Source organism: Novosphingobium sp. PY1, from assembly GCF_017312445.1.
GTDB lineage: Bacteria > Pseudomonadota > Alphaproteobacteria > Sphingomonadales > Sphingomonadaceae > Novosphingobium.
In genome coordinates this window covers 269,810-290,780 of record NZ_BLTI01000006.1, presented here as the reverse complement: position 1 = coordinate 290,780, position 20,971 = coordinate 269,810, and the positions used below count along the sequence as shown (strand labels likewise).

Annotated in this window: 17 protein-coding genes; 7 read left to right on the top strand and 10 right to left on the bottom strand. The window is 61.7% G+C overall.

Annotated features, from left to right (window positions below; translation table 11 throughout):
* Positions 1-12: 12 nt before the first annotated feature.
* Together J3474_RS09365 and J3474_RS09360 are read left to right on the top strand one after the other, a co-directional pair.
* Complete coding sequence (locus J3474_RS09365; RefSeq protein WP_207093911.1) at positions 13-930, top strand: alpha/beta hydrolase; 918 nt, start codon at positions 13-15, stop codon at positions 928-930.
* A 2-nt stretch (positions 931-932) separates the two neighbouring features.
* The gene (locus J3474_RS09360) at positions 933-2,267 is read left to right on the top strand and encodes a glycoside hydrolase family 1 protein (RefSeq protein ID WP_207093910.1); all 1,335 of its coding nucleotides are present in this window, start codon (positions 933-935) and stop codon (positions 2,265-2,267) included.
* Between the two features lie 230 nt (positions 2,268-2,497).
* Here the strand turns inward: J3474_RS09360 and J3474_RS09355 are convergent, their stop codons facing one another.
* The gene (locus J3474_RS09355) at positions 2,498-4,279 is read right to left on the bottom strand and encodes an amidohydrolase family protein (protein WP_207093909.1); all 1,782 of its coding nucleotides are present in this window, start codon (positions 4,277-4,279) and stop codon (positions 2,498-2,500) included.
* 297 nt (positions 4,280-4,576) lie between these two features.
* Between J3474_RS09355 and J3474_RS09350 the strand changes: the two genes are divergently transcribed.
* Positions 4,577-6,532: a glycoside hydrolase family 127 protein gene (locus J3474_RS09350; protein WP_207093908.1), complete on the top strand. Its 1,956-nt coding sequence runs from the start codon at positions 4,577-4,579 to the stop codon at positions 6,530-6,532.
* A 162-nt stretch (positions 6,533-6,694) separates the two neighbouring features.
* Here the strand turns inward: J3474_RS09350 and J3474_RS09345 are convergent, their stop codons facing one another.
* Together J3474_RS09345 and J3474_RS09340 are read right to left on the bottom strand one after the other, a co-directional pair.
* Positions 6,695-8,620, bottom strand: coding sequence for a glycoside hydrolase family 3 protein (locus J3474_RS09345; RefSeq protein WP_242528308.1), 1,926 nt, complete (start codon positions 8,618-8,620; stop codon positions 6,695-6,697).
* 422 nt (positions 8,621-9,042) lie between these two features.
* Entirely contained in the window at positions 9,043-10,014 is a 972-nt protein-coding gene (locus J3474_RS09340; RefSeq protein WP_242528307.1) for a GlxA family transcriptional regulator, read from the bottom strand.
* A 167-nt stretch (positions 10,015-10,181) separates the two neighbouring features.
* On the opposite strand from J3474_RS09340, the gene J3474_RS09335 reads away from it, so the two are divergent.
* From J3474_RS09335 to J3474_RS09325, 3 genes are read left to right on the top strand one after another with little or no spacing between them, the layout of a single operon-like run.
* Complete coding sequence (locus J3474_RS09335; RefSeq protein WP_207093905.1) at positions 10,182-11,009, top strand: alpha/beta fold hydrolase; 828 nt, start codon at positions 10,182-10,184, stop codon at positions 11,007-11,009.
* A 54-nt stretch (positions 11,010-11,063) separates the two neighbouring features.
* Positions 11,064-11,843 carry an SDR family oxidoreductase gene (locus J3474_RS09330; protein WP_207093904.1) on the top strand — a complete coding sequence of 260 codons (780 nt, stop codon included), beginning with the start codon at positions 11,064-11,066 and terminating at the stop codon, positions 11,841-11,843.
* Positions 11,844-11,867: 24 nt separating this feature from the next.
* On the top strand, positions 11,868-12,650 hold the full coding sequence (locus tag J3474_RS09325) for an alpha/beta hydrolase (RefSeq protein ID WP_207093903.1): 783 nt from the start codon (positions 11,868-11,870) through the stop codon (positions 12,648-12,650).
* A 151-nt stretch (positions 12,651-12,801) separates the two neighbouring features.
* On the opposite strand, the gene J3474_RS09320 is transcribed toward J3474_RS09325, so the two are convergent.
* The 3 genes from J3474_RS09320 to J3474_RS09310 all read right to left on the bottom strand — a co-directional run bounded on the left by J3474_RS09320 (position 12,802) and on the right by J3474_RS09310 (position 15,864).
* Entirely contained in the window at positions 12,802-13,662 is an 861-nt protein-coding gene (locus J3474_RS09320; protein WP_207093902.1) for an exonuclease domain-containing protein, read from the bottom strand.
* Positions 13,659-14,411: a peroxide stress protein YaaA gene (yaaA, locus tag J3474_RS09315; protein WP_013836382.1), complete on the bottom strand. Its 753-nt coding sequence runs from the start codon at positions 14,409-14,411 to the stop codon at positions 13,659-13,661. The genes J3474_RS09320 and yaaA overlap by 4 nt, the downstream gene beginning before the upstream one ends.
* Before the next feature lie 163 nt (positions 14,412-14,574).
* A complete protein-coding gene (locus J3474_RS09310) occupies positions 14,575-15,864 on the bottom strand; it encodes an O-acetylhomoserine aminocarboxypropyltransferase (RefSeq protein ID WP_013836383.1) in 1,290 nt (429 codons plus the stop codon).
* A gap of 423 nt (positions 15,865-16,287) precedes the next feature.
* Here J3474_RS09310 and J3474_RS09305 point away from each other — a divergent pair, with 423 nt between their 5' ends.
* Complete coding sequence (locus J3474_RS09305) at positions 16,288-16,437, top strand: lmo0937 family membrane protein (protein ID WP_148274784.1); 150 nt, start codon at positions 16,288-16,290, stop codon at positions 16,435-16,437.
* 71 nt (positions 16,438-16,508) lie between these two features.
* Here the strand turns inward: J3474_RS09305 and J3474_RS09300 are convergent, their stop codons facing one another.
* From J3474_RS09300 to J3474_RS09285, 4 genes are all read right to left on the bottom strand, one after another.
* Entirely contained in the window at positions 16,509-16,919 is a 411-nt protein-coding gene (locus tag J3474_RS09300; protein WP_013836384.1) for a DUF1801 domain-containing protein, read from the bottom strand.
* 113 nt (positions 16,920-17,032) lie between these two features.
* Positions 17,033-19,018: a BCCT family transporter gene (locus J3474_RS09295; RefSeq protein ID WP_207093986.1), complete on the bottom strand. Its 1,986-nt coding sequence runs from the start codon at positions 19,016-19,018 to the stop codon at positions 17,033-17,035.
* A 177-nt stretch (positions 19,019-19,195) separates the two neighbouring features.
* Positions 19,196-20,038, bottom strand: a complete 843-nt coding sequence (locus tag J3474_RS09290) for a PhzF family phenazine biosynthesis protein (RefSeq protein WP_207093901.1) — start codon at positions 20,036-20,038, stop codon at positions 19,196-19,198.
* Positions 20,035-20,913 (bottom strand): DMT family transporter, encoded by an 879-nt coding sequence (locus J3474_RS09285; protein WP_013836387.1) that lies wholly within the window; start codon positions 20,911-20,913, stop codon positions 20,035-20,037. The genes J3474_RS09290 and J3474_RS09285 overlap by 4 nt, the downstream gene beginning before the upstream one ends.
* Positions 20,914-20,971 lie beyond the last annotated feature (58 nt).

Sequence of the window (20,971 nt, the reverse complement as noted above, 5' to 3'; positions counted from 1 at the left end):
AGGATGATAGTCATGGCCTTACCCGCACTTCGCAGCCCGTTTCTGACTCTCGGGTTGCTCCTGATTGCGGCCGGCTCGCCCGCCGCAGCGCAGACGGGCATTTCCACCGAAACGGTTGCTGCACCGGCGCAGCCGAACACCATCGTTCTGCAAACCGCGGAAAAGGTCGACCGCGAGATCTGGCATATGAGCGAAAGCGGCCGCTATGCCGTGCGCAACGTGACAAGGCCGACGTTGACTGCTTTCAGGCCCGTGGGCCAGCCTTCGCCTGCATCCGTGATCATTGCACCGGGGGGCGCCTTTCTTGGTCTCGAGATGGACAAGGAAGGTTGGGAAGTGGCGCGTTGGTTCGCCAATCGTGGCGTAACCGCCTTCGTCCTCAAATACCGCACGCTACCCACACCGCCCGACCAGAAAGTCTTCGTCGCGGAGCTGGACAAGCTGATCGCCGGGGAAAAGAGCACCTTGGCCCCACCGTCTGACACGCCCACAAAGGCACTGGCCGATGGCCTTGCGGCGCTGCGTTATGTGCGCACTAACGCTGCGGAATACGGCATTAACCCGCAGCGCGTCGGCTTCATGGGCTTTTCTGCGGGAGGTTTCCTCTCGCGCAGCGTCGTTGAAAAGGGCGGTGAGGACCGGCCGGACTTCGTGGCGCCAATCTATCCCAATATGGCTGCGATGAATGTACCCGCCGATGCGCCACCCATGTTCGTGGCGATTGCTGCCGATGACTTCCTGCTTGCCCGTCAGGACGGTCTACCACTTCTGGAAAGCTATCGCGCCGCCGGAAAATCGATCGAGTTCCATCTCTATTCGAAAGGAGGTCACGGTTTCGGTGCCGGTCCGGTTGGATCGCCCGAGGAAGGATGGCTGGATCTGATGTATCGATGGATGCGCACCCAGGGAATGTTGAGCAAGGACAAGTGAATATGATCGATCGCCGCAATCTGATCGCGTCGGCCGCGGCGTTCGGCGCTTCTGCCGCCATGACCGGCAGCAGTGCCCTGGCCCGCACTGCCAAACCGAAGCCCATCGATCCGAAATTTCCGCAAGGTTTCCTCTGGGGCGCCGCCACAGCCGCGCATCAGGTCGAAGGCAACAATATCAATGCCGACCTCTGGCCAATCGAGAACGCGCCAGGAACGACCTTTGCGGATCGTTCGGGCGATGCGGCCAACAGCTTCGAGCTCTGGCGGGCAGATCTCGATCTGGTGAAGGGCATGGGCCTCAATTCCTATCGCTTCAGCCTCGAATGGGCACGGATCGAGCCCGATGAAGGGTACTTCTCCAACGCCATGCTCGATCACTACAAGGCAATGATCGATGGCTGCCGGGAACGAGGCCTCAACCCCGTCGTCACATTCAACCACTTCACCACGCCGCGCTGGTTTGCCGCCAGGGGAGGTTGGCACCACCCGGATTCCCCCGCGCTCTTCGCCCGTTTCTGCGACCGCGCCGCGCGCCATCTGTCGCAGGGCATGGCGCTTGCCACCACCCTCAACGAGCCCAACCTTGTAGGCGTGATCGGCGAGATCCTTCCGCCCCAGCTCGTGGCCGGCGACAAGGCGACGCAGGAAACCGTCGCGCAGCAACTGGGCGTGCCTCTCTATTCGCCTGGCGTTGCACTCTATGTGAAGGACCCGAAGACCTACCGCGCCAACATGATGGAAGCGCACAGGCTAGGCGTGGCTGCGATCAAGGCGATGCGCAGCGATCTCGACGTCGGGGTCAGCCTCGCGATCATCGACGATCAGGCGGCGGGCAAGCATTCGATGCGCGATGCGATCCGCGAGCGCTACTATGGCGAGTGGCTGCGCCTTGCGGCGCAAACCTGCGATTTCATCGGCGTGCAGAACTATGAACGCAAGGTCTGGAACGACAAGGGCGCGCTTCCCCCACCCGCCGATGCCCCCCGTAATGCTGCGGGCGCAGAAGTCTGGCCAGGCTCGCTCGCCGGTGCGGTGCGCTATGCTTGGGAAGCGACCAAGCTACCGGTCTACGTTACCGAACATGGCGTCAACACCGACGACGATGCCTTGCGCCAGTGGCTGATCCCGGCGGCGTTGACCGAGCTCAAGCGCGCGATGGACGAGGGTGTTCCGGTCCGAGGCTATTTCCACTGGTCGCTGATCGACAACTTCGAATGGGGCTTCGGCTATCACCACCACTTCGGCCTGCACTCCTTCGACCACGAGACCTTCAAACGGACGGCCAAACCGAGCGCAGCGGTGCTAGGCATGATCGCGCGGGCCAATAGCCTGTGATGACCAATGCAGGAAACTGACGGCACCAGCGCCCATGGTGAATCGAGCGCACAAGGAAACGAGAGCGATTTTGTGCGCGAGATGCTGGCACTTCCCGCTTGAGCATAAGGCAGAGCAGTCTTCGACTCTAATTGAATGGCATGATCCGAGCCCTGGATCATAGGTCCCAGGCCTACCCCCGCGCACTGAATTACGCGCACGAGTGCGGCCCCAGGTGGGATGGAGGCCGATTACGCTTCGTGCGTAGCCGGCACGCTCGCGCGCGCGCGGTCGCGCTGCGACAGTGCGCCGTTTCCGGCCTTATGCCGAAGCAGGCGACCGGGCATCGCGCCGGTGGGCTCGTCATACTCACGGGTGATGGCACCATTTACCATCGTCATGCGATAACCGCTCACGGGTTGAAGCAGTCTGCTGGCGCCCTGCGGCAGATCGTCGACTATGGTGGGCTTGCCTAGCTCGAGCTTGTCGAAATCGATGACATTGATGTCTGCGCGCATCCCGGGCTCCAGCGTCCCACGGTCGGCGATGCCCATGGAACGCGCAGTATCGTGCGACATCATGCGCACCACCTGCTCCAGGGGAATGATCGGACCGCGCGATCGATCGCGGGCCCAGTGGGTCAGCATGAAGCTGTTCATGGAACCGTCGCAGATGGTCATCACATGAGCGCCTGCATCCGATGCACCGAGGACGGTGGCGGGATGCTCGATCATCGGCTTGAGTTTATCCAGACCGCCGCCGACGTAATTGTTGATTGCAAGCAGCAGGCGCGGATGACGGCTGGTCTTCAGCATCATGTCGTACACGTATGACTGCGCAGTGGTGCCCGCAGCAGCGGCGAGGCCGGTGACGTTTACGCTGGCATCGGGTTCGTAGTTGGCCGTTTCCCCCAGATCGAAACAATTGTTCCAGTGCTGATTGAGGAACGCGCCGAAGGTACCTTCCGGGTCGGTCTCGCGCAGGATGCGCGCCTTGACCTGTGGGTCGGCAAGCGCTCCCAGCCACTTGTCGCGCGACAGGGTATCCTTCACCTCGCGAAAGCCCGGGCGCTCCATGAACGGGTGCGTGCCGAAGAAGCTGAGCAGCGCGCCGATACTGCGTCCGCTGACTTGCCCGAAAACGCGCGAGTGTCCGCCCGCGTTGATGCGGGCAGCCCAGTCGAGCTGTTCCTGCCAGTAGTCCGGATCGAGGTTGGGTTGCAGCAACAGCATGTGCAGGTCGACGCCGGTTTCCGCGACGATCCTGTCGAACATCGCCATCTCGGCTCGCAGGCCCTGTGGATCTTCACCGACTACGCCTGAGGGCGCGAACTCCATGACACCGCGATGCTGGGCGACGACACGGGCAATCGCCGTCAATTCCTCACGGTCTGCCTCGAAGTCGGGAGTCATGTCACCGTGTATGGTGCGGTGGACTGAAGTGCGCGAGCTGGATACCCCGAAGGCGCCGGCTTCCATTGCCTGGTCAACAAGTCCGGCCATGCGCGCGATCTCATCGGCATCGGCCTTGCGTCCGCAGCCAACCTTGTCGCCCAGCACGTATAGCCGCAGCGGCCCATGAGGCAGATAGCAGCCGATATCGAAACTGCGTGGCCTGGAGTCCAGAACGTCCAGATATTCGGGGAAGCTGGACCAATTCCACGCCAGACCGGCGTGGAGGGCACCTCCGGGTATTTCCTCCACTCCGTCCATGAGATCGATCAGGCGCCCCTCATCTCCTCGCGCGACCGGTGCGAAGCCGACACCGCAATTGCCCAGGATCGCGGTTGTCACGCCCGAACTGAATGACGGGTCGAGCAGCATGTCCCATGTAGCCTGGCCGTCGTAATGCGTGTGGATGTCCACCCAACCAGGGGTGACGAGCAGGCCAGTAGCGTCAATGGTCCGCCGGGCGGGGTCGGACACCTCTCCCACTGCGACGATGCGACCATCGACAATGCCAATGTCCGCCTCAAAACGCGGCCGCCCCGTACCGTCGACGACTTCGCCGCCCTTGATGAGTACGTCGAGCATAATCACATCTCCCGATTTTTTGAGGATCGTATGGCCTCTTGCCAGCCTGTCGCCCTATGCAAAGGGATAGTGACGCAGCGTGCAAACATGGCAGTCGTGACCTGGAATTGCGCCGATTGCCGCACATAGACGCCAGCGATCCGCAGCGGCGCGTTACCCAAGCCGCACGGCCGCAAGGCCCAGGAAGTCCTTCAGGCACATCTGACCGCGAACCAGGTTGAGAGCGATGGTTGCCATTTGTCGGAGTATTTGCTCTACAAACAGGTGCGAAATCAAATATGGAAAGATGAGGCATTCATGCCCGCAACCGATTTTTCAGGGCATTCGCGCCGCGATCTGCTCGTCAGCACAGGTCTTGCGGGGGCGACTGCGGGCCTTGCCACGATCCTGCCTGCGACAGCTCTTGCGGCGCAGAAGGCGGGAACGCAGGTCAAGCCCGCGCGGTTGGAACCGTTCGACCTGTCGGATGTGACCCTGGAGGAAGGGCCTTTCCTCCACGCCCAGCGCCTGACCGAAGCCTATCTGCTTCGCCTCCAGCCCGACCGGTTGCTGCATAATTTCAGAGTCAATGCGGGGCTTGCGCCAAGGGCAGCGGTCTACGGCGGATGGGAATCGGACGAGATCTGGGCCGACATCAACTGTCATGGCCATACCCTGGGGCATTACCTGTCGGCCTGCGCGCTGGCCTTTCGCTCGACGAACGACAGGCGCTTCAAACAGCGTGTCGATTATATTGCGAATGAGTTGGCCGCATGCCAGAAAGCGACCGGCTCGGGGCTTGTCTGCGCATTCCCGGATGGCCCGGCGCTTCTGGCAGCACACCTTCGTGGAGACAAGATCACCGGGGTCCCCTGGTACACGTTACACAAGGTTTACGCGGGCTTGCGCGACGGCGCGCTGCTTGCCGACAGCACGGTTTCCCGCGAGGTACTGATCCGACTGGCGGACTGGGGCGTGGTGGCCACACGGCCACTGACCGATGCGCAGTTCGAGACGATGCTGGCAACCGAACATGGCGGCATGAACGAAGTCTACGCCGATCTTTATGCCATGACCGGCAACGAGGATTACCGGGAACTGTCGCAGCGCTTCTCGCACAAGGCGGTCATGGACCCGCTAGTCCAGGGCCGTGACCTGCTCGACGGGATGCACGCCAACACACAAGTGCCCAAGATCGTCGGATTCCAGCGCGTCTACGAGATAACGGGCGACGACCGCTACGCGCAGGCGGCCAACTTCTTCTTCCGCACGGTAGCGCATACCCGCTCCTTCGCGACGGGCGGACATGGCGATAACGAGCATTTCTTCGCGATGGCCGATTTCGACAGGCACGTCTTCTCGGCCAAGGGCTCCGAAACGTGCTGCCAACATAACATGCTGAAGCTGGCGCGGCTGTTGTTCATGCAGGATCCGAACGCCGATTACGCAGACTATTACGAACGCACGCTTTACAACGGCATCCTTGCCTCGCAGGATCCGGACAGCGGCATGGTCACCTATTTCCAGGGCGCGCGGCCAGGCTACATGAAGCTCTATCACACGCCAGAGCACAGCTTCTGGTGCTGCACCGGAACGGGCATGGAGAACCATGTCAAATACCGGGACTCTATCTATTTCCACGACGAACGCTCGCTCTACGTGAACCTGTTCGTACCGTCCTCCGTCGCCTGGAAGGAGAAGGGTGCGGAACTGATCCAGCGCACGGCCTTCCCCGAAAAACCGACGACCGGCCTGCAATGGAAATTGCGCGCGCCTGCCAAGATCGCCTTGCAGTTGCGGCACCCGCGCTGGAGCCGAACGGCGGTGGTGCTGGTAAACGGGCAGGAGGTCGCGCGGTCGGCAACCGCAGGCAGCTATGTCGAGGTCGCGCGGACCTGGAAAGATGGCGACCGGGTCGAGCTGCAGCTGGAAATGGAGCCCACAGTGGAAAGCGCGCCGGCCGCGCCGGACATTGTCGCCTTTACATACGGCCCGATCGTGCTCGCGGGCGCACTGGGCCGCGAAGGATTGGCGCCGGAAGCTGACATCATCGTCAACGAGCGCAAGATCGGCGAATACAACAAGAGCGATGTGGCCGTCCCCATCATTGCAGGCGATCCCCACCTGGTGGCGCAGCGGCTGAGACCAGGAGCCGCGCCTCTCGAGTTCGCAATTGCGGCAGAGGATGGTTCGCCGATCCGGCTGATTCCCTATCACCGCATCGCGCACGAGCGTTATGCCACCTATTGGCGCGTGAAGCCTGCAGAGGCTTAGACTCCATGTTCGCCTGAGCTGACCCGCGCCTCCTGGGACCTTCTGCATTCGAGAGGGGCAACAGCACTGGCTGATTCCCCCATCAGGAATGGAAGACAGGCCGCATGCGCGCGAGCATGCCTGCCAACGGCTCCTCGCGTCAATTCAGGCGCTCCATCATGGTCAGTTGGTCTTGCGATAGTGAAGGGGATAGAGAGGCCGTTCGCTGTCGGCAGGCGTGCCGGGTCGCTGTGCCACGACCGCATCCATTGAGGAGGGAAGCTCGAACGGCAACGTGCCTTGCGCCTTGGTACGCCCGGCAAGAACGTCAAAAAGCGCGTCATCGCGAGCGCCGAAATCAGCGAGAAGCAGATTGGCCCTGCGCTTGAGCGGCGTCACGATGGCCGGCCGGTCCAGATAGATCGAAACGGCCAGCGGCAAACCTGGCGGAAGCGCCTCGATCGCGGCAATGTCCGGATCGCCCGGCGCGAAGGCAAGACTGCCTTCATGCTGCATCGAACCGAAGAAATAACCGGAATGAAGCATTTCGTGCGGTGCTGCCGTGCGCACCACCGCAAAGTCGGCCTTTGCCGGATCCGAGACCACCTCGTACCCGGCAGCCTTGGCAGCGGCCGGATCGACATTGCGCAGCCAAACGCGTCCGGAAGTTCTGCCCGCGATGTGACCGTCATCCTCCAGTCGCACCATCGCACGGCCCTGGGCGATGCGCGCAAGCTGCTTGTCATGCGGCGTTCCGGCGATCCTTTCGGCCTCTGCCGGATCTACGAAAGGGGCCTCGAACAGGCCCAGACGAAAGCTCTGGCGCAGAATGCGGCCCACGGCAGCGTCGACCTGAGACGGCGTGACAAGGCCGCTGCGAATGGCTTCGAGTAGCGGCCCGGTATCCATTACGCCACCGAACTGGTCGACCCCTACAGAGATCGCCCGCGCGAAGCGCTCGGGGCGGCTCAGGTCCTCTACGCCCCAGGCCATCGATATGCCTTCGAAGGTGGGGCGCTCACCCTTGGGAAATCCGTTACGGCAGATCTCGCCGCAGTCCGCAGTCACGCCCCAGTCGGTCAACACGACGCCGTCGAACCCGTAGCGGGTGCGCAGCAGATCATGGACCAGCACCTTGCTGTAAGCGGCACCGACCGGTTCTACCGCCTGCCCGTCTACCGTCAGTCCTTGCGCAATCGTATAGGCAGGCATCACCGCAGAGGGGTGCACCGCAAATGCCGCCTCGAACGGCTTGAGATGCTCTTTGAGTTCGGCTTCATCGACCGAAGCGAAACGCCCATAACGGTTATGCGCATCCCAACCGTCCCTGGCTGCCGCATAGCCGACGAAGTGCTTTGCCACGGTTGCGACGCCATCCCGGGTGAGACCGTCCGCGCTGCCTTGCAGGCCCTCCACCAGCACTGCCGCAAGCGGCGCCGCACTGGCCGGGCTCTCGCCAAGCGATCCGCTGATCCGCGCCCAGCGCGGCTCCGTTGCCAAATCAAGCTGCGGCCCCAGGAGCATTGAAATGCCCGTCGCGCGCAGATCCCGGCGAACGGTCGACGCAAACTGACTGGCAAGGGTCATATCGCCCAGACCGGCGAAGCCGGTCGTATCGGGCCATTCGCTGAAGCCGCCGCTTTGCACACCTGCGCCAATGGTGCTGGCAATATGATGGCGCGGATCAGTGGCGATGACGGCAGGAACACCGAGCCTGCCCTGTTCGGCCTCTTCCTGTATCGCGTTATTCGCCTGGGCGAACTGCGCCAGCGGCAGAACCAGCATCGAGTTGAGATGGGTAATACCCTGGGCGCGAACCATGTTCGTTACCATGCCCATGTCGTAACCGCTGGCCGGCTGCCCGAACGGTGCGTTCGAGAAAGCATTGGCGACTACCATCTGCCCGGCCTTCTCCTCGACGGTCATGCGTGACAAAAGATCGGCAGCACGCTCATCAGGCGAAAGACGCCAGTCTTCGTAAGCCGTGAGCACCCCGTTCCGGTCGAGATCGCGGAATTGCAGACCGTCCACCTCGATGACCGGAATGGACCGCGAGACGATCCGGGGCTGCGCGATCCGTTGCGCGCCAACAACTGGATGCTCGGCCACTGCAGCACAAGCTGCAAGGCTCAGTGCGACGCTGCATGAAATCGCCAAACTGGTAACGAAACGACGCAAGACTTTCATCTCCCGATCTTTCGGGAGAGTGGATCTCCCAACGTATTGCAATGCGACCCACGCGGCGAGCTGGCCGCGCGAGATGGAACAGGAACCCATACTGGCCATCTGCCATTTTCCAAACGCTTAGTTGTGATGGGTTCGGATCGGAAAAAGTTATAGTTGGGCAGCCAAGCCGGATGGCTGAACCCTCGCGGGACCGGCCTGCGCGCGGGCGAGAACGAGGCGAAGGCCCCCTCCGCCCTCCTGGTCGATCTTCGAGCAGGCGATGGCGAACCGGTCACCGCCATCCGCGAACGCGGTCAGGCGTATGTCATCGATCCTCGCTGCAAGTCTGCGATTTCCGGACATCCCTAGGCCATGATCCTGAGCTCTGCCCCGCTGGAGAAGCGCGTGCGATATTCACCGGGCGTAAGTCCCTGGATACGGCTGAAGATGCGGCGGAACGCGGCGGGGTCCTCATAACCTACCGACCAGGCGATCTGGTCGACTGTCCTGCGGGTGAACTCGAGCAGTTCGCGCGCCTTTCCCACGCGCAGGTGCTGGACATATTCGATCGGCTTGAGGCCGGTCGCGGACTTGAAGCGGCGCTGGAACGTACGCTCCTCAAGCTGGGCTTGGGCTGCCATGTCCGCCAGCGTCAGATGACGCACCGCCCGCGCTTGCAGCCAATGCTGGACCTTGAGGATCGGTTCGTCTCCGTGCGTCAGGCGGGGTGAGAAGCTGCTGAAGTGCCGCTGCTCGCGGCCAGCCGGGTCGATCAGCCAGAACTTGCCCGTCTCCACCATGATTGTGGGGCCGAGTACGCGGTCGATAAGGCGCAGCCCGAGGTCGGTCCAGGCCATGAGACCGGCTGCGGTGATGATGTCGCCGTCCTCGATCACGATCTTGTCGGCATCGACCAGGATTTCGGGGAAGCGGTCCCGTAACTGGTCGGCGAACAGCCAGTGTGTCGTAGCCCGCCGCCCCGAAAGCAGACCGGTCGCTGCCAGCAGGATGGCGCCGCCGCAATTCGAAGCCAGCGTGGTGCCCTGCGCATGGCGGTCGAGCAGCCAGCGCGCATAGGGCGCAGACTCGTCCGCATCGGGCGGTCCGGTCAGGCGGCCGGGAACGACCAGGATCGCAGGCTTCCCCGGCAGAGCCTCATGCGTGTCGAAGGTGCGCGAAAAGGTTCCATCGCGTGCTTTCGACCAGTGGCTGATCCGGATGATCGGCCCTCCGCGATCAGCGGAGAACGTCGAAGCCACGCCGAGCAGATCGGTCATCCCATGGACCATCGCGGCCTGGCAATGCTCGTAGAGTACGAGGCCGATTTCAGCTGCCACAGCATGAGCCACCATACGCCTTGCCCCTCGTCAGCTTCCACATGTCGGTTTCGGCCCCCTTTATGTCGCAACTGCCGATCCCGGGGGACAAGCGGTCAATCTATCTCCGAAGTCACGGCACGCAAAGAGCCGCGACACGAAACAACGCAAAGCCACGGAGCAGCACGATGACCACTATCACCACCGGCGACGGAACCCGGATTTTCTTCAAGGATTGGGGCGACAAGAACGCTCAGCCGATCGTCTTTTCCCATGGCTGGCCACTGTCGGCCGACGCCTGGGACGCACAGATGGTCTTTTTCGCCCAAGAAGGTTTCCGCACCATCGCTCACGATCGGCGCAGCCATGGCCGTTCAGACCAGGTCTGGGACGGAAACACGATGGACCAGTACGCCGACGACCTTGCGGAATTGATCGAGACGCTGGACCTGCACGACGTCATCCTCGTCGGTCATTCGACCGGTGGCGGCGAAGTCACCCGTTACATCGGCCGCCACGGAACGGGACGCGTGGCGAAAATCGCTCTGATCGGAGCGGTCCCGCCACTTATGCTGAAGACCGAGGCGAACCCTGGCGGGCTTCCCATCGCGGCCTTCGATGCAATCCGCGAGGGCACTTACGCAAATCGCAGCCAGTTCTTCCTGGACCTTACGGCGCCATTTTATGGTTTCAACCGCGAAGGCAAGACGATCAACGAGGGACTGCGTCAGGAATTCTGGCGCGAAGGCATGATGGGCGGGCTCAAGGGGCAGCTCGATTCGATCCGGGCTTTCTCCGCGAGCGACTTCCACGAAGACCTGGCCAGGTTCGACCGCCCAACCTTGGTAATCCATGGTGAAGACGACCAGATCGTCCCGATCGGCGCATCCGCGCTCGAGACGATCAAGATCGTCAAGGACGCCGTTCTCAAGCTCTACGAGGGCGCAGATCACGGTCTTGCCCAGACTCATCAGGACCGGTTCAACGCCGATCTCCTTGCCTTCATCCGCAACTGACGGGGCGCGGCGGCGAGCGGCCACCACGCCATCCCAACACGAAGGATCACGAACATGAACAAGGGTACTTATCTCATCACCGGAGCCTCCGACGGCATTGGCGCTGTTTATGCCGATCGCCTTGCACGGCGCGGACACGACCTCGTACTTGTCGCACGCCGCGGTGACAGGCTTGCCGACCTCGCCTCTCGCTTGAGTGCGAAGACCGGAATCCATGTCGAAATCATCGCCGCCGATCTGGCAGATCCCGATGGCCTAGCAACGGTGGAGGCGCGACTGCGCGATGACGAGACCATCATCGGGCTGGTCAACAATGCGGGAATTGCAGGCGAAACAACGCTGGTCGATGCCGATCCGGCTCATCTGACTTCGCTGGTGAACCTCAATGTCCTTGCCGTAACCCGGCTGACTGCGGCCATCGCACCGCGCCTATCAAGCGGGAAGTCGGGGACCATCATCAACATCACCTCCGTGACAGCGCTGATGCCCGACGGCTTTACGGCAGCCTATCCCGCCAGCAAGGCCTATGTGCTCGCCTTTACAGAGGCAGTTGCGGCAGAATTGACCCCAAAGGGCGTCCGGGTCCAGGCGGTGCTGCCCGGAATCACCCGCACGGCCATCTGGAGCGACGAGCAGATGGCGCATGTCGATCCCGAAATGGTGATGGACGTCGATGACATGGTCGATGCCGCTCTTGCCGGTCTCGACCTCGGCGAACGGATCACGATCCCGGCGTTACCCGACAATTCCGGCCTCGAGGCTTTCCTCGCTGCGCGGGGTGCACTGCGCCCGGGTCTTTCCCTGCGCGAGCCTGCCCCCCGCTACCGGCTCTGAACACCCCCAACAGGAGACATTGCCATGGGTACCTCCAAGCCGACCGGAACGATCGTACTCATCCACGGCGCCTGGCTGAATTCGCACAGCTGGGAAAGGGTGAAGACCCGTTACGAAGCCAAGGGCTTTACCGTCATTGCACCCGACTGGCCATTGGACGACCGCTCCCCGGAAGAACTTCGCGCGGCGCCATCCCCCGGGCTCGCCGAGCTAGGCCAGCGCCAGATCGTTGACCACTACGAGCGCATCATCAAGACTTTACCGGAGGCACCGATCCTGATCGGCCACTCGCTGGGCGGGGTCTTCGTGCAACATCTGCTCGATCGCGGCCTTGGCTCTGCGGGCGTGGCCATCGACCCTGCGCCCACCCCCGGGGTGCCGATCCACCTGCGCGCACTCGTCTCGGCTCTTCCGGTTTTCCTCGATCCGTTCAGTCGTTCGAAGGTCAAGACGATGTCCCGCCGGTTCTTTCGCAATCGGTTCGCGCAGACCGTAACTGCCGACAATGCAGACGCACTCTACGATCGCTACATCGTGCCGACCCCGGGGCGCGTCTACTGGGACGGGATCGTCAATCCGATGAGGATCGACTGGACCAACCCGGCAAGGCCCCCGTTGCTACTGATCAGCGGCGGCAAGGATCTCATCGCCGACGCCTCGATGACCCGGGCGATCTATCGCAAGCAACGCCGTGCACCGTCGCGAACGGAGTATGTGGAATTTCCCTTTCGGTCGCACTGGACGCTGCTCGACGAAGGATGGGAAGAGGTCGCCGATGCGGCGCTTGCCTGGGCGACGACAGCTTGATGCGCTGCCTGCAACCGCCCGATTGTCAGATACTTAGCGAAGCGTCATCAAGCGTGATTGCGACTGGTTTGTCCGGGTCATTTTCATAGTCATGCGTACACCGCCAGACCAATGGGCATGTTGCGCGTCGCTCGATGAGAGCAGGTCTCCCTCAAAGCCTCGCACGCAGGTCTGCTTCGGTGACGATCTCGATGCCAGCGCCAGCGTCGCGCAGCTTTTCGGCTTTGCGATGCTCAGCTTGCGCCGCTTCCCAGCGGCCGAAAGGCTGGTGCGTACTAATAACAAGCATCGTGGTGGTCGTTCCGACGCTGGAGACCACACGCGCACCATGGGCCGCCAGGAACTGTGCCAGAGCTTCGTCTCGCCGTTCTCCCAGGATCGCGATGCGATGACCTTTCAGCGGGCCGGTTTCAGCGGCGCGCGGCGCCTTTCCCGGCTTTGCGGGCTTGGCCAGCCAACCTGACAGGTCGATGCCGGTTTCCGCGATGGCCCTGACGATCACAGCGCCGGCCGCCCGCGCATCGCTGAGAGCATCGTGATGGCGGTGGCGGATTTTCAAATAGTCGGCGAGCGTATTCAGACGGTGATTGGGAAGCTGCGGCCACGCCTTCTTGGCCACGCGAACACTATCCAGCCACGTCGTTTCGATGAAAGGCAGATTGCCGATCCGGCAGGCAGCAGACAAGGCGCCCTTGTCAAACCCCGAATGGGCAACCGTCACACGGCCGGTCAGGTGCGCCGCGACGATCCCATGGATTGCACTGAAGGTCGGTTTCCCCGCCACATGTTCCGGTGAAATGCCATGAATGCCGACATTGAACGGAGAGAATTCATCTTTTGGATCGATCAGCGTTTCGTAAGCAAACACCTCGTTCCCGTCCCGAAAACCGACGATGCCGATCTGGCAGACACTGCTGACCCGCGCGCACGCTGTCTCGACGTCGACCACGACGAAGTCCGGCCTTTCGCCAGCGGAGCCAACCGGGACCGCATCCTGGCCGAAACCGTTCACGCGCGAGTAAACCGCCAGTTGTCTGCGCCGCTCGCCTCGGCATCAAAGCGGTAACCGTCGCTATCGAATCCGCGCATGTCATCGATGTTGGTGACGTGATGCTCGCACATCCAGCGTGCCATCATGCCCCGCGCGCGCTTGGCGCTGAAGCTGACGAAGCGGGGTCCATCCGGTCCCGGCTCACGGAAATCGACATCGATGACCCGAAGCCCCTTGAGCTTGCCCTTCACTGCCGCAAAGTATTCCTGGCTCGCAAGATTGAGCACCTCGCCGGATCCTTCCCGATTCACTTGCTCACAAAGCAGTTCGGCGATGCGATCGCCCCACCAGTCGGTCAGGCTCTTTCGACGCGGAGCCCAGCGTGTCCCCATTTCCAGGCGATAGGGCCGGATCGCATCCAGCGGCCGAAGGAGGCCATAGAGACCGGAGAGCATGCGCACGTGGTCCTGCGCAAAGATAACACCTGCTTCGTCAAGCGTGTGCGCTTCGAAGCCCGTGTAGACATCTCCGGCAAAGGCAAAGAGCGCCGGTCGCTCGGGCAGCGTTTCGAAGTTGTTGAAGCGATCCGCGTTCAGCTTGGCGAGGCGCGGCGAGATATGCATCAACTCGCTCAATCGCTTTTGCGACAGGTTGGCGGCTGACTTGGCGAGGCTGCCGGCTTCCTCGAGAAAATGCGGTTTCGTGGCACTCAATGGCGGCAGCGCACGCTCGAAATCGAGAGTTTTGGCGGGGGAGAGCAAGGCAATCATGCTGCGGTCCGTAACGCCTGCTTGGCGCCGCGTCAAAACGATGGTTCTCGACAGGTTTCCAGCCGCTCAAGGTTCAAGCCGGGGCAGTCAAAGGAATTACCGCCTCTGGCTGACGGTGCGCTCGGCACCGCTCCGTCAGCCAGTCGTCTTCGCAGCGTCGAAATCAGATACGGTTCAGCCCCATTTCGAGGTCTGCAATGATATCGTCGATATGCTCTATGCCGATCGATATGCGCACGACGTCAGGTCCCGCTCCTGCAGCTATGAGTTCGTCACCTTCAAGCTGGCTGTGTGTCGTCGAGGCCGGGTGGATGATGAGCGAGCGCGTATCGCCGATATTGGCGAGATGGCTGAAGAGCTTGACGCTGGAAACCAGTTTTACACCCGCCTCGAAGCCGCCTTTCAGCCCGAAGGTAAAGACCGCCCCTCCCCTGCCGCCGAGGTACTTGTCGGCAAGGGACTTGTAGCGATTGCCCTCCAGCGCTGCATAGGAAACCCATTCGACCTTTTCGTGCTGATCGAGCCATTTCGCGACCGCCAGGGCGTTATCACAGTGTCGCTCCATGCGCAGCGCCAGCGTCTCCATGCCGGTGAGCGCAAGCCACGCGTTCTGCGGCGCCAATGCAGGCCCCAAGTCGCGTAATCCAAGAACCCGGCAGGCGATTATGAAGGCAATCGGGCCGACCGGCGCCAGTGCATCGACGAGGATCGCCCCGTGATACGAGCCGTTCGGCTGCGTCAGGCTGGGAAACTTGTGCGCCTGCGCTTTCCAGTCGAACCGGCCGGAGTCGACGATCACGCCGCCCACGGAATTGCCATGGCCGTTGAGGAACTTGGTCGTCGAGTGGGTAACAATGTCCGCCCCATGTTCGAATGGACGGCACAGGATCGGACTGGCCATCGTATTGTCGACGATCAGGGGAACGCCGCCTTCATGGGCGATGTCTGCTATGGCCGCGATGTCGGTGACTACGCCGCCGGGATTGGCAAGGCTCTCGATGAAGACGCAGCGTGTCTTTTCGTCGATCGCTGCACGGACATTCTCGGGATCGTCGACATCGACGAAGCGGGTTTCCCAGCCGAACTTGCGAAATGCCTCGCCCATCTGGTTGAGCGAACCACCATAAAGCTTACGCGCGGCGACGATATTGCACCCCGGCTCCATCAAGGTGTGAAAGGCCACCAACTGCGCGGCGTGGCCGCTTGCCACGCCGAGCGCGCCGACACCACCCTCGAGTGCCGCGATCTTCTTCTCCAGCGCGTCGTTCGTGGGATTCATGATCCTCGAATAGATGTTGCCGAACTGCTTCAGCGCGAACAGATCCGCGGCATGCTCGGCACTGTCGAACACATAGCTTGCCGTCTGATAGATGGGCGTGATGCGAGCATTGGTCGTAGGATCGGGTTCGCACCCGGCATGCACGGTCATCGTTTCGAGCTTCAGGTCGGCCATCGCGTATCCAATCCGGTGTGTCATCGAGAAAGGCAGTAGCAGTTATCACGCCGCACTGACCACATCCATCTTTGGCATGCGTGGATGGGAGCTGGACAGATTCGAACCGAGGTTCCCGGAAAATCTGATCCGAGATCGTTGGCCTGAAGCCCGGCCCTTCAATAGTACTTGAGTGTCCCCCTCGAGTTGGCAGCACTTAGCATGCTCACCGATCCCGTTCGATTTTCGGCCGTGATCCGATCTCATCAAAAGCGGCTCTAACAGTGCAACGCGGCACGGTTGGCGCGGCTGCTCAGGCGGTTAGAAATCCGCTTGGCCCGTTGCCGCCGCCTCAGCGGCGCCAACGAGAGCCGGCTCGTCTTCGGGAACTTTAATTGAGTTCGCAGCTTATTCGTGAATAATCATAATTAGCGGAGAAGTGTGATGATCTGGACTATTGCTGTAATTCTCTTTGTCCTTTGGCTTCTGGGCTTCCTCGCATTCCATGTCGGTGGTGGGCTTATTCACATTCTGTTGGTCTTGGCCTTGATCGTTGTGGTCTATCAGCTTGTGACCGGACGGCGAGGGATCTAGTCGGCTCAATCCGACTTGCGGAATCCGTATCTCGTAGGTTCAGCGTGTGACCTCCGCAAGCCCAGGCGAACCTAGGCCCGCTTGGGCTTTTGCGTGGCAGCATTCAGCGCCACCGCTTCCCTGACCAGCGCCTTGAATGCCGAGCCGTCGACCACCGCTCCTTCGTGCAGGTCGATGGCCCGGCGCGTTGCGCCGTTGAATCCGGCATTGAACAATCCGGCGGGATCCTCAAGCGCCGCGCCCCGCGCGAAGGTCAGCTTGACGTAACTCTTGTAGACTTCGCCCGTGCAAATCAGCCCTGAATGTTCCCAGGTCGGCACACCCGAAGGGTTCGTTGGCTTGATCCACTTTACGGCTTCGACCACCTCGGGATCGGCCTCATGGATCAGTTTACGAACCCGTGCCAACATGTCGCCTCGCCAGTCACCGAGGCTCTCGAGTTTCGCGTCGATCATCGCCGATGACGAATTCCGGTCGCTCATGCACTCTCCTCCGTTGTCTTCCAGAACTGCTATGGTCTGGCCCGGGCGGTGGGCCGCGGCAAGATAGCCCGGCAGGGCGCATGACCCCGCCCCTGCACTACGATCCTTCGTTTTCAAGCGATGCGCCGAGCATGGCGGAAACGCGCATAGCGATTCAACAGATCGTTGATCAGCTGATCCTGCGTGAAGCCCGTTACGTCATGCGGTTGGTCCCCTTCCGATGTGTGTGCCATCGCCCGGTAGTGTCGCGGTTCCTTTTCATGAGCCTTGCGGGTTTCCGCCCAGACGAAACTCGGCAACAGGAAAGGACGATTGCGGATGGTATAACGAAAGGCGCCGCGTTCTCCGTGCGGAACCGTCAGTACCAGTTGTTCAGGGCTTTCGGCCACGTCGGGCACAAACCCGTTCTCCTGCATCTGCTCGGCGACGGCATTTAACGCGGGGCGGGCGGTCTCGCTCAGGAAGCGCCGGATATCCTCCGGAGGATAGTGGTGCATGATGGATGACAGGCGCTGCTGCCAACCAAGTTCCGCACGGGGCGCATTGGGTTCGGCCAGACTTAGATCGATGGATGTGCCCATCTGCTCCATCTGGAGCGCCCGAAAAAGCCCATAGCAGATGAATATCATGACCACCGCGAACGGCAGTGCGCTGGCGATTGCGGCGGTCTGGAGCGCCTGCAATCCGCCGGCAACCAGTAGAACGGCTGCGACACCTCCTGCACAAACCGCCCAGAATATCCGCTGCCAAACCGGAGGATTTTCTGCTGCGCCCGAGGTGATCATGTCGATCACCAGCGCGCCCGAATCCGCGGAAGTAACGAAAAAGGTGATTACCAACAGGGTCGCGAGAAAGGAGGTTATCGTGGATAGCGGCATCTGCGCGAGCGTCTCGAACAACGCCACCGGCAGGTTGTCGTTCACCGTTCGGGCGATCGGCGCCAGCCCGCCCATATCGAGCGCAATGGCGGTGTTGCCGAAAACGGTCATCCAGAGGAAGGTGAACAGCACGGGCACCAGCAAAACGCCGGTGGTAAATTCGCGAATCGTGCGACCGCGCGAAATCCGCGCAATGAACATTCCGACGAATGGCGACCATGCGATCCACCAACCCCAGTAGAACAGCGTCCAGTCGCCCAGCCACGGGTTCGGCTCATAAGCGTACATTCGGAATGTCCGCTGGACGACCGCACCGAGATAGGCGCCGAGGTTCTGGACGAAGGCCTGGAGGAGAAACACGGTCGATCCGGCGACAAGCACGAATCCAAGCAACAGCACCGCCAACACGATGTTGAGTTCGGACAAGCGCTTCACTCCCTTGTCCAATCCAAGCACGACCGACATCGTCGCTAGACCGGTAATCACCGCGATCAGCAGCAGCTGCACCGTCGTTGAAACCTGCAGGCCGAAAAGATAGCTGAAGCCGGCGTTCACCTGCAGGACGCCGAGGCCAAGTGATGTCGCCACGCCGAACATGGTGCCGAGCACGGCGAAAATGTCGATCGCATGCCCGATCGGTCCATAAATTCGGTTTCCAATGAGTGGGTAGAGTGCCGAACGGATGGTCAGCGGCAAGCCACGGCGGAAGGAGAAATACGCCAGCGCCAAGCCAACGACGATGTAGATCGCCCAAGCGTGCAGCCCCCAGTGGAAGAATGTCAGCACCAATGCCTGCTTCGCGGATTCGACGGTGCCCCCTTCGCCGATCGGCGGGTTGGCATAATGCTGAATCGGTTCGGCGACCCCGAAGAAGATCAATCCGATACCCATGCCCGCGCTGAATAGCATCGCGAACCACGACAGGTAGCTGTACTCCGGCTCGCTCTCGTCCGGGCCAAGCTTTACGTCGCCATGCCGGCTGACCATGAGGAAAATGACGAATATCAGAAAGCCGGCGACAGAGGCGATGTAGAACCATCCGAAGTCTTCGACGATGAAAGCCTGCACCGAGCCGAATACCTTGCCCGCCGCTTTGGGAAACAGTGCGCCGACGAGCGCAAACGCCAGGATAAGCACGGCGGAAATGTAGAAAACAGGTGCGTTGACTTCCAACCTTAGCTTCTTCGGCGGGGTTGCCGTCTCGAAGACCGGATCAGACAAGATGTTTTCCCCTTTTGAGTCGATGGCTCCCCCGCCAGTAACGCTGAGTTCCTGCGGAGGTTGCAAGATTGTCTGGATTTCTTGGCTGCGCAGGGTAGCAGCATCGTGATCGAGGTCCAACCGACTGTGAGCTGGCCTGTGGACCGGCCGCCGTGCAATGGCTCGACGTACTATGGCTCAGACAGCGATTGTTCCAGATGCCAGTGTCCGGGTATTGCCGCTTATCCAGACCTGCCCTTCCCCGTCGCGCTCCACCCCGATCCGCCCCTTGCGTCCCAGGGCAGTCCCTTGTGCAGCGGTGTGGGGCGCGTGGACCTGTCCACTGGCCAGCAGCCATTGCGCGAGGGAGGCATTGAGACTGCCGGTCACCGGATCTTCGATCAGGCCGCCAAACTTATCGCTGAAGATCGCGCGGACTTCGTACGCGACCGAGGCGCCCGGTGGATAAAAGCCGACAACACCGATATCGATGCGCTTGCCGTGGGATCGTGCCGGTTTGAGCGCCAGTACATCATCTGCTGACGCCAGCATGGCCGCAACCCAGCCCGGACCATTGTCCACCCACTGCGCGTCAACGATGGCGCTGCGGTCGACCCCCAGGACACCGGCAACCTCGGTCAGCGTAGCCTCGTCCACTTCGCCAGCTCGCACCGTGGGCGGGGCCGCAAAGGCCAGCGTGTCACCATCGCGGCGCAAGGCGACCAGGCCGGCACCACATTCCTGCACCACGATATCACTGGTCCTTGGCATACCGCCTGCCGTCAGCCAGGCATGGCACGTGCCAAGCGTCGGGTGGCCGGCAAATGGCAATTCGCGCTCCAGCGTGAAAATTCTGACCCGGTAGTCGGCCTGCTTGTTGGTCGGCGGAAGAAGGAACGTCGTCTCCGACAGGTTCAGCCAGCGCGTGATCTGTTGCATCTCGGCGGCATCGAGGGCGTAATCGGTAGTGACTACGGCAAGCGGGTTGCCGGTAAATGGCTCTTGGCCAAACACGTCGACAAGCTGGAAACTGGCGGTCATGACTGGGTACTCCGTATCGAGAGGTGCCGTGCGCCGATGACGCAAGCAAGAACAGCAAGCATGGCTACGACCATGCCCGGCGCGATCCGTTCACGCAGCAAGACCGCGACAAGCGCCAGCGCGGCAAAAGGCTGGAGAAGCTGCATTTGTCCCACCGCAGCGATCCCGCCCAGCGCCAGCCCGCGATACCAGCACATGAAGCCGATCAGCATGCTGAACAGCGTGACATAGCCCAGCCCCAGCCAAGCCGCCGTGCCGACCATAGTCCAGTCTGGCACCCGTGTTATCGCAACCGCGACAAGCGATACAGGGAGTGTCAGGACCAGCGCCCAGCAGATCACTTGCCACCCACCCAAACGGCGCGACAGCACACCTCCTTCGGCATAGCCCAGCCCGCAGATGGCTATGGCGGCCAGCATCAGGCCATCGCCCAAGAGGTTGGCGCCCGGCTGCAAGATCAGCGCATAGCCTGCCACCACACCGCCGCCTGTCAACGCCAACAGCCAGAAGCGTGGATCGGGCCTTTCACCTGCGCGCAGGACTCCGAAGCCAGCGGTGGCCAGTGGCAAGAGGCCCGTAAACAAGATGGAATGGGCCGTATCGATGTGGCGCAGTGCCAGCGCGGTCAACAATGGAAAGCCCACGATCACGCCAAGCGACACCACGGCCAGCGGCGCATAATCTCGCCGCGCAGGCCAAGGCTGGCGCAGCCCGATCAGCAGGGCAAGGCCGATCACCCCGGCAATCGCAGCGCGGGCCGCTGTCAGAAACCACGGGTCAATGCTGATGACAGCAAGTCGCGTTGCCGGAAGCGACCCGCTGAAGATCAGTATGCCCAATGCCCCCCATATCCATCCTTCGCTCGTCCGGTTCATTCTCTGCTCCTTTGTCACAGCCTGTTGACGCCGGAACGCAGCTGGGCAACAGAGACAG

Bases quoted from the DNA above. Each gene is read 5' to 3' on its own strand.
- J3474_RS09365 (WP_207093911.1), top strand. From the start codon at position 13: ATGGCCTTACCCGCACTTCGCAGCCCGTTTCTGACTCTCGGGTTGCTC.
- J3474_RS09360 (WP_207093910.1), top strand. From the start codon at position 933: ATGATCGATCGCCGCAATCTGATCGCGTCGGCCGCGGCGTTCGGCGCT.
- J3474_RS09355 (WP_207093909.1), bottom strand. From the start codon at position 4,279: ATGCTCGACGTACTCATCAAGGGCGGCGAAGTCGTCGACGGTACGGGG.
- J3474_RS09350 (WP_207093908.1), top strand. From the start codon at position 4,577: ATGCCCGCAACCGATTTTTCAGGGCATTCGCGCCGCGATCTGCTCGTC.
- J3474_RS09335 (WP_207093905.1), top strand. From the start codon at position 10,182: ATGACCACTATCACCACCGGCGACGGAACCCGGATTTTCTTCAAGGAT.
- J3474_RS09330 (WP_207093904.1), top strand. From the start codon at position 11,064: ATGAACAAGGGTACTTATCTCATCACCGGAGCCTCCGACGGCATTGGC.
- J3474_RS09325 (WP_207093903.1), top strand. From the start codon at position 11,868: ATGGGTACCTCCAAGCCGACCGGAACGATCGTACTCATCCACGGCGCC.
- yaaA (WP_013836382.1), bottom strand. From the start codon at position 14,411: ATGATTGCCTTGCTCTCCCCCGCCAAAACTCTCGATTTCGAGCGTGCG.
- J3474_RS09310 (WP_013836383.1), bottom strand. From the start codon at position 15,864: ATGGCCGACCTGAAGCTCGAAACGATGACCGTGCATGCCGGGTGCGAA.
- J3474_RS09305 (WP_148274784.1), top strand. From the start codon at position 16,288: ATGATCTGGACTATTGCTGTAATTCTCTTTGTCCTTTGGCTTCTGGGC.
- J3474_RS09300 (WP_013836384.1), bottom strand. From the start codon at position 16,919: ATGAGCGACCGGAATTCGTCATCGGCGATGATCGACGCGAAACTCGAG.
- J3474_RS09290 (WP_207093901.1), bottom strand. From the start codon at position 20,038: ATGACCGCCAGTTTCCAGCTTGTCGACGTGTTTGGCCAAGAGCCATTT.
- J3474_RS09285 (WP_013836387.1), bottom strand. From the start codon at position 20,913: ATGAACCGGACGAGCGAAGGATGGATATGGGGGGCATTGGGCATACTG.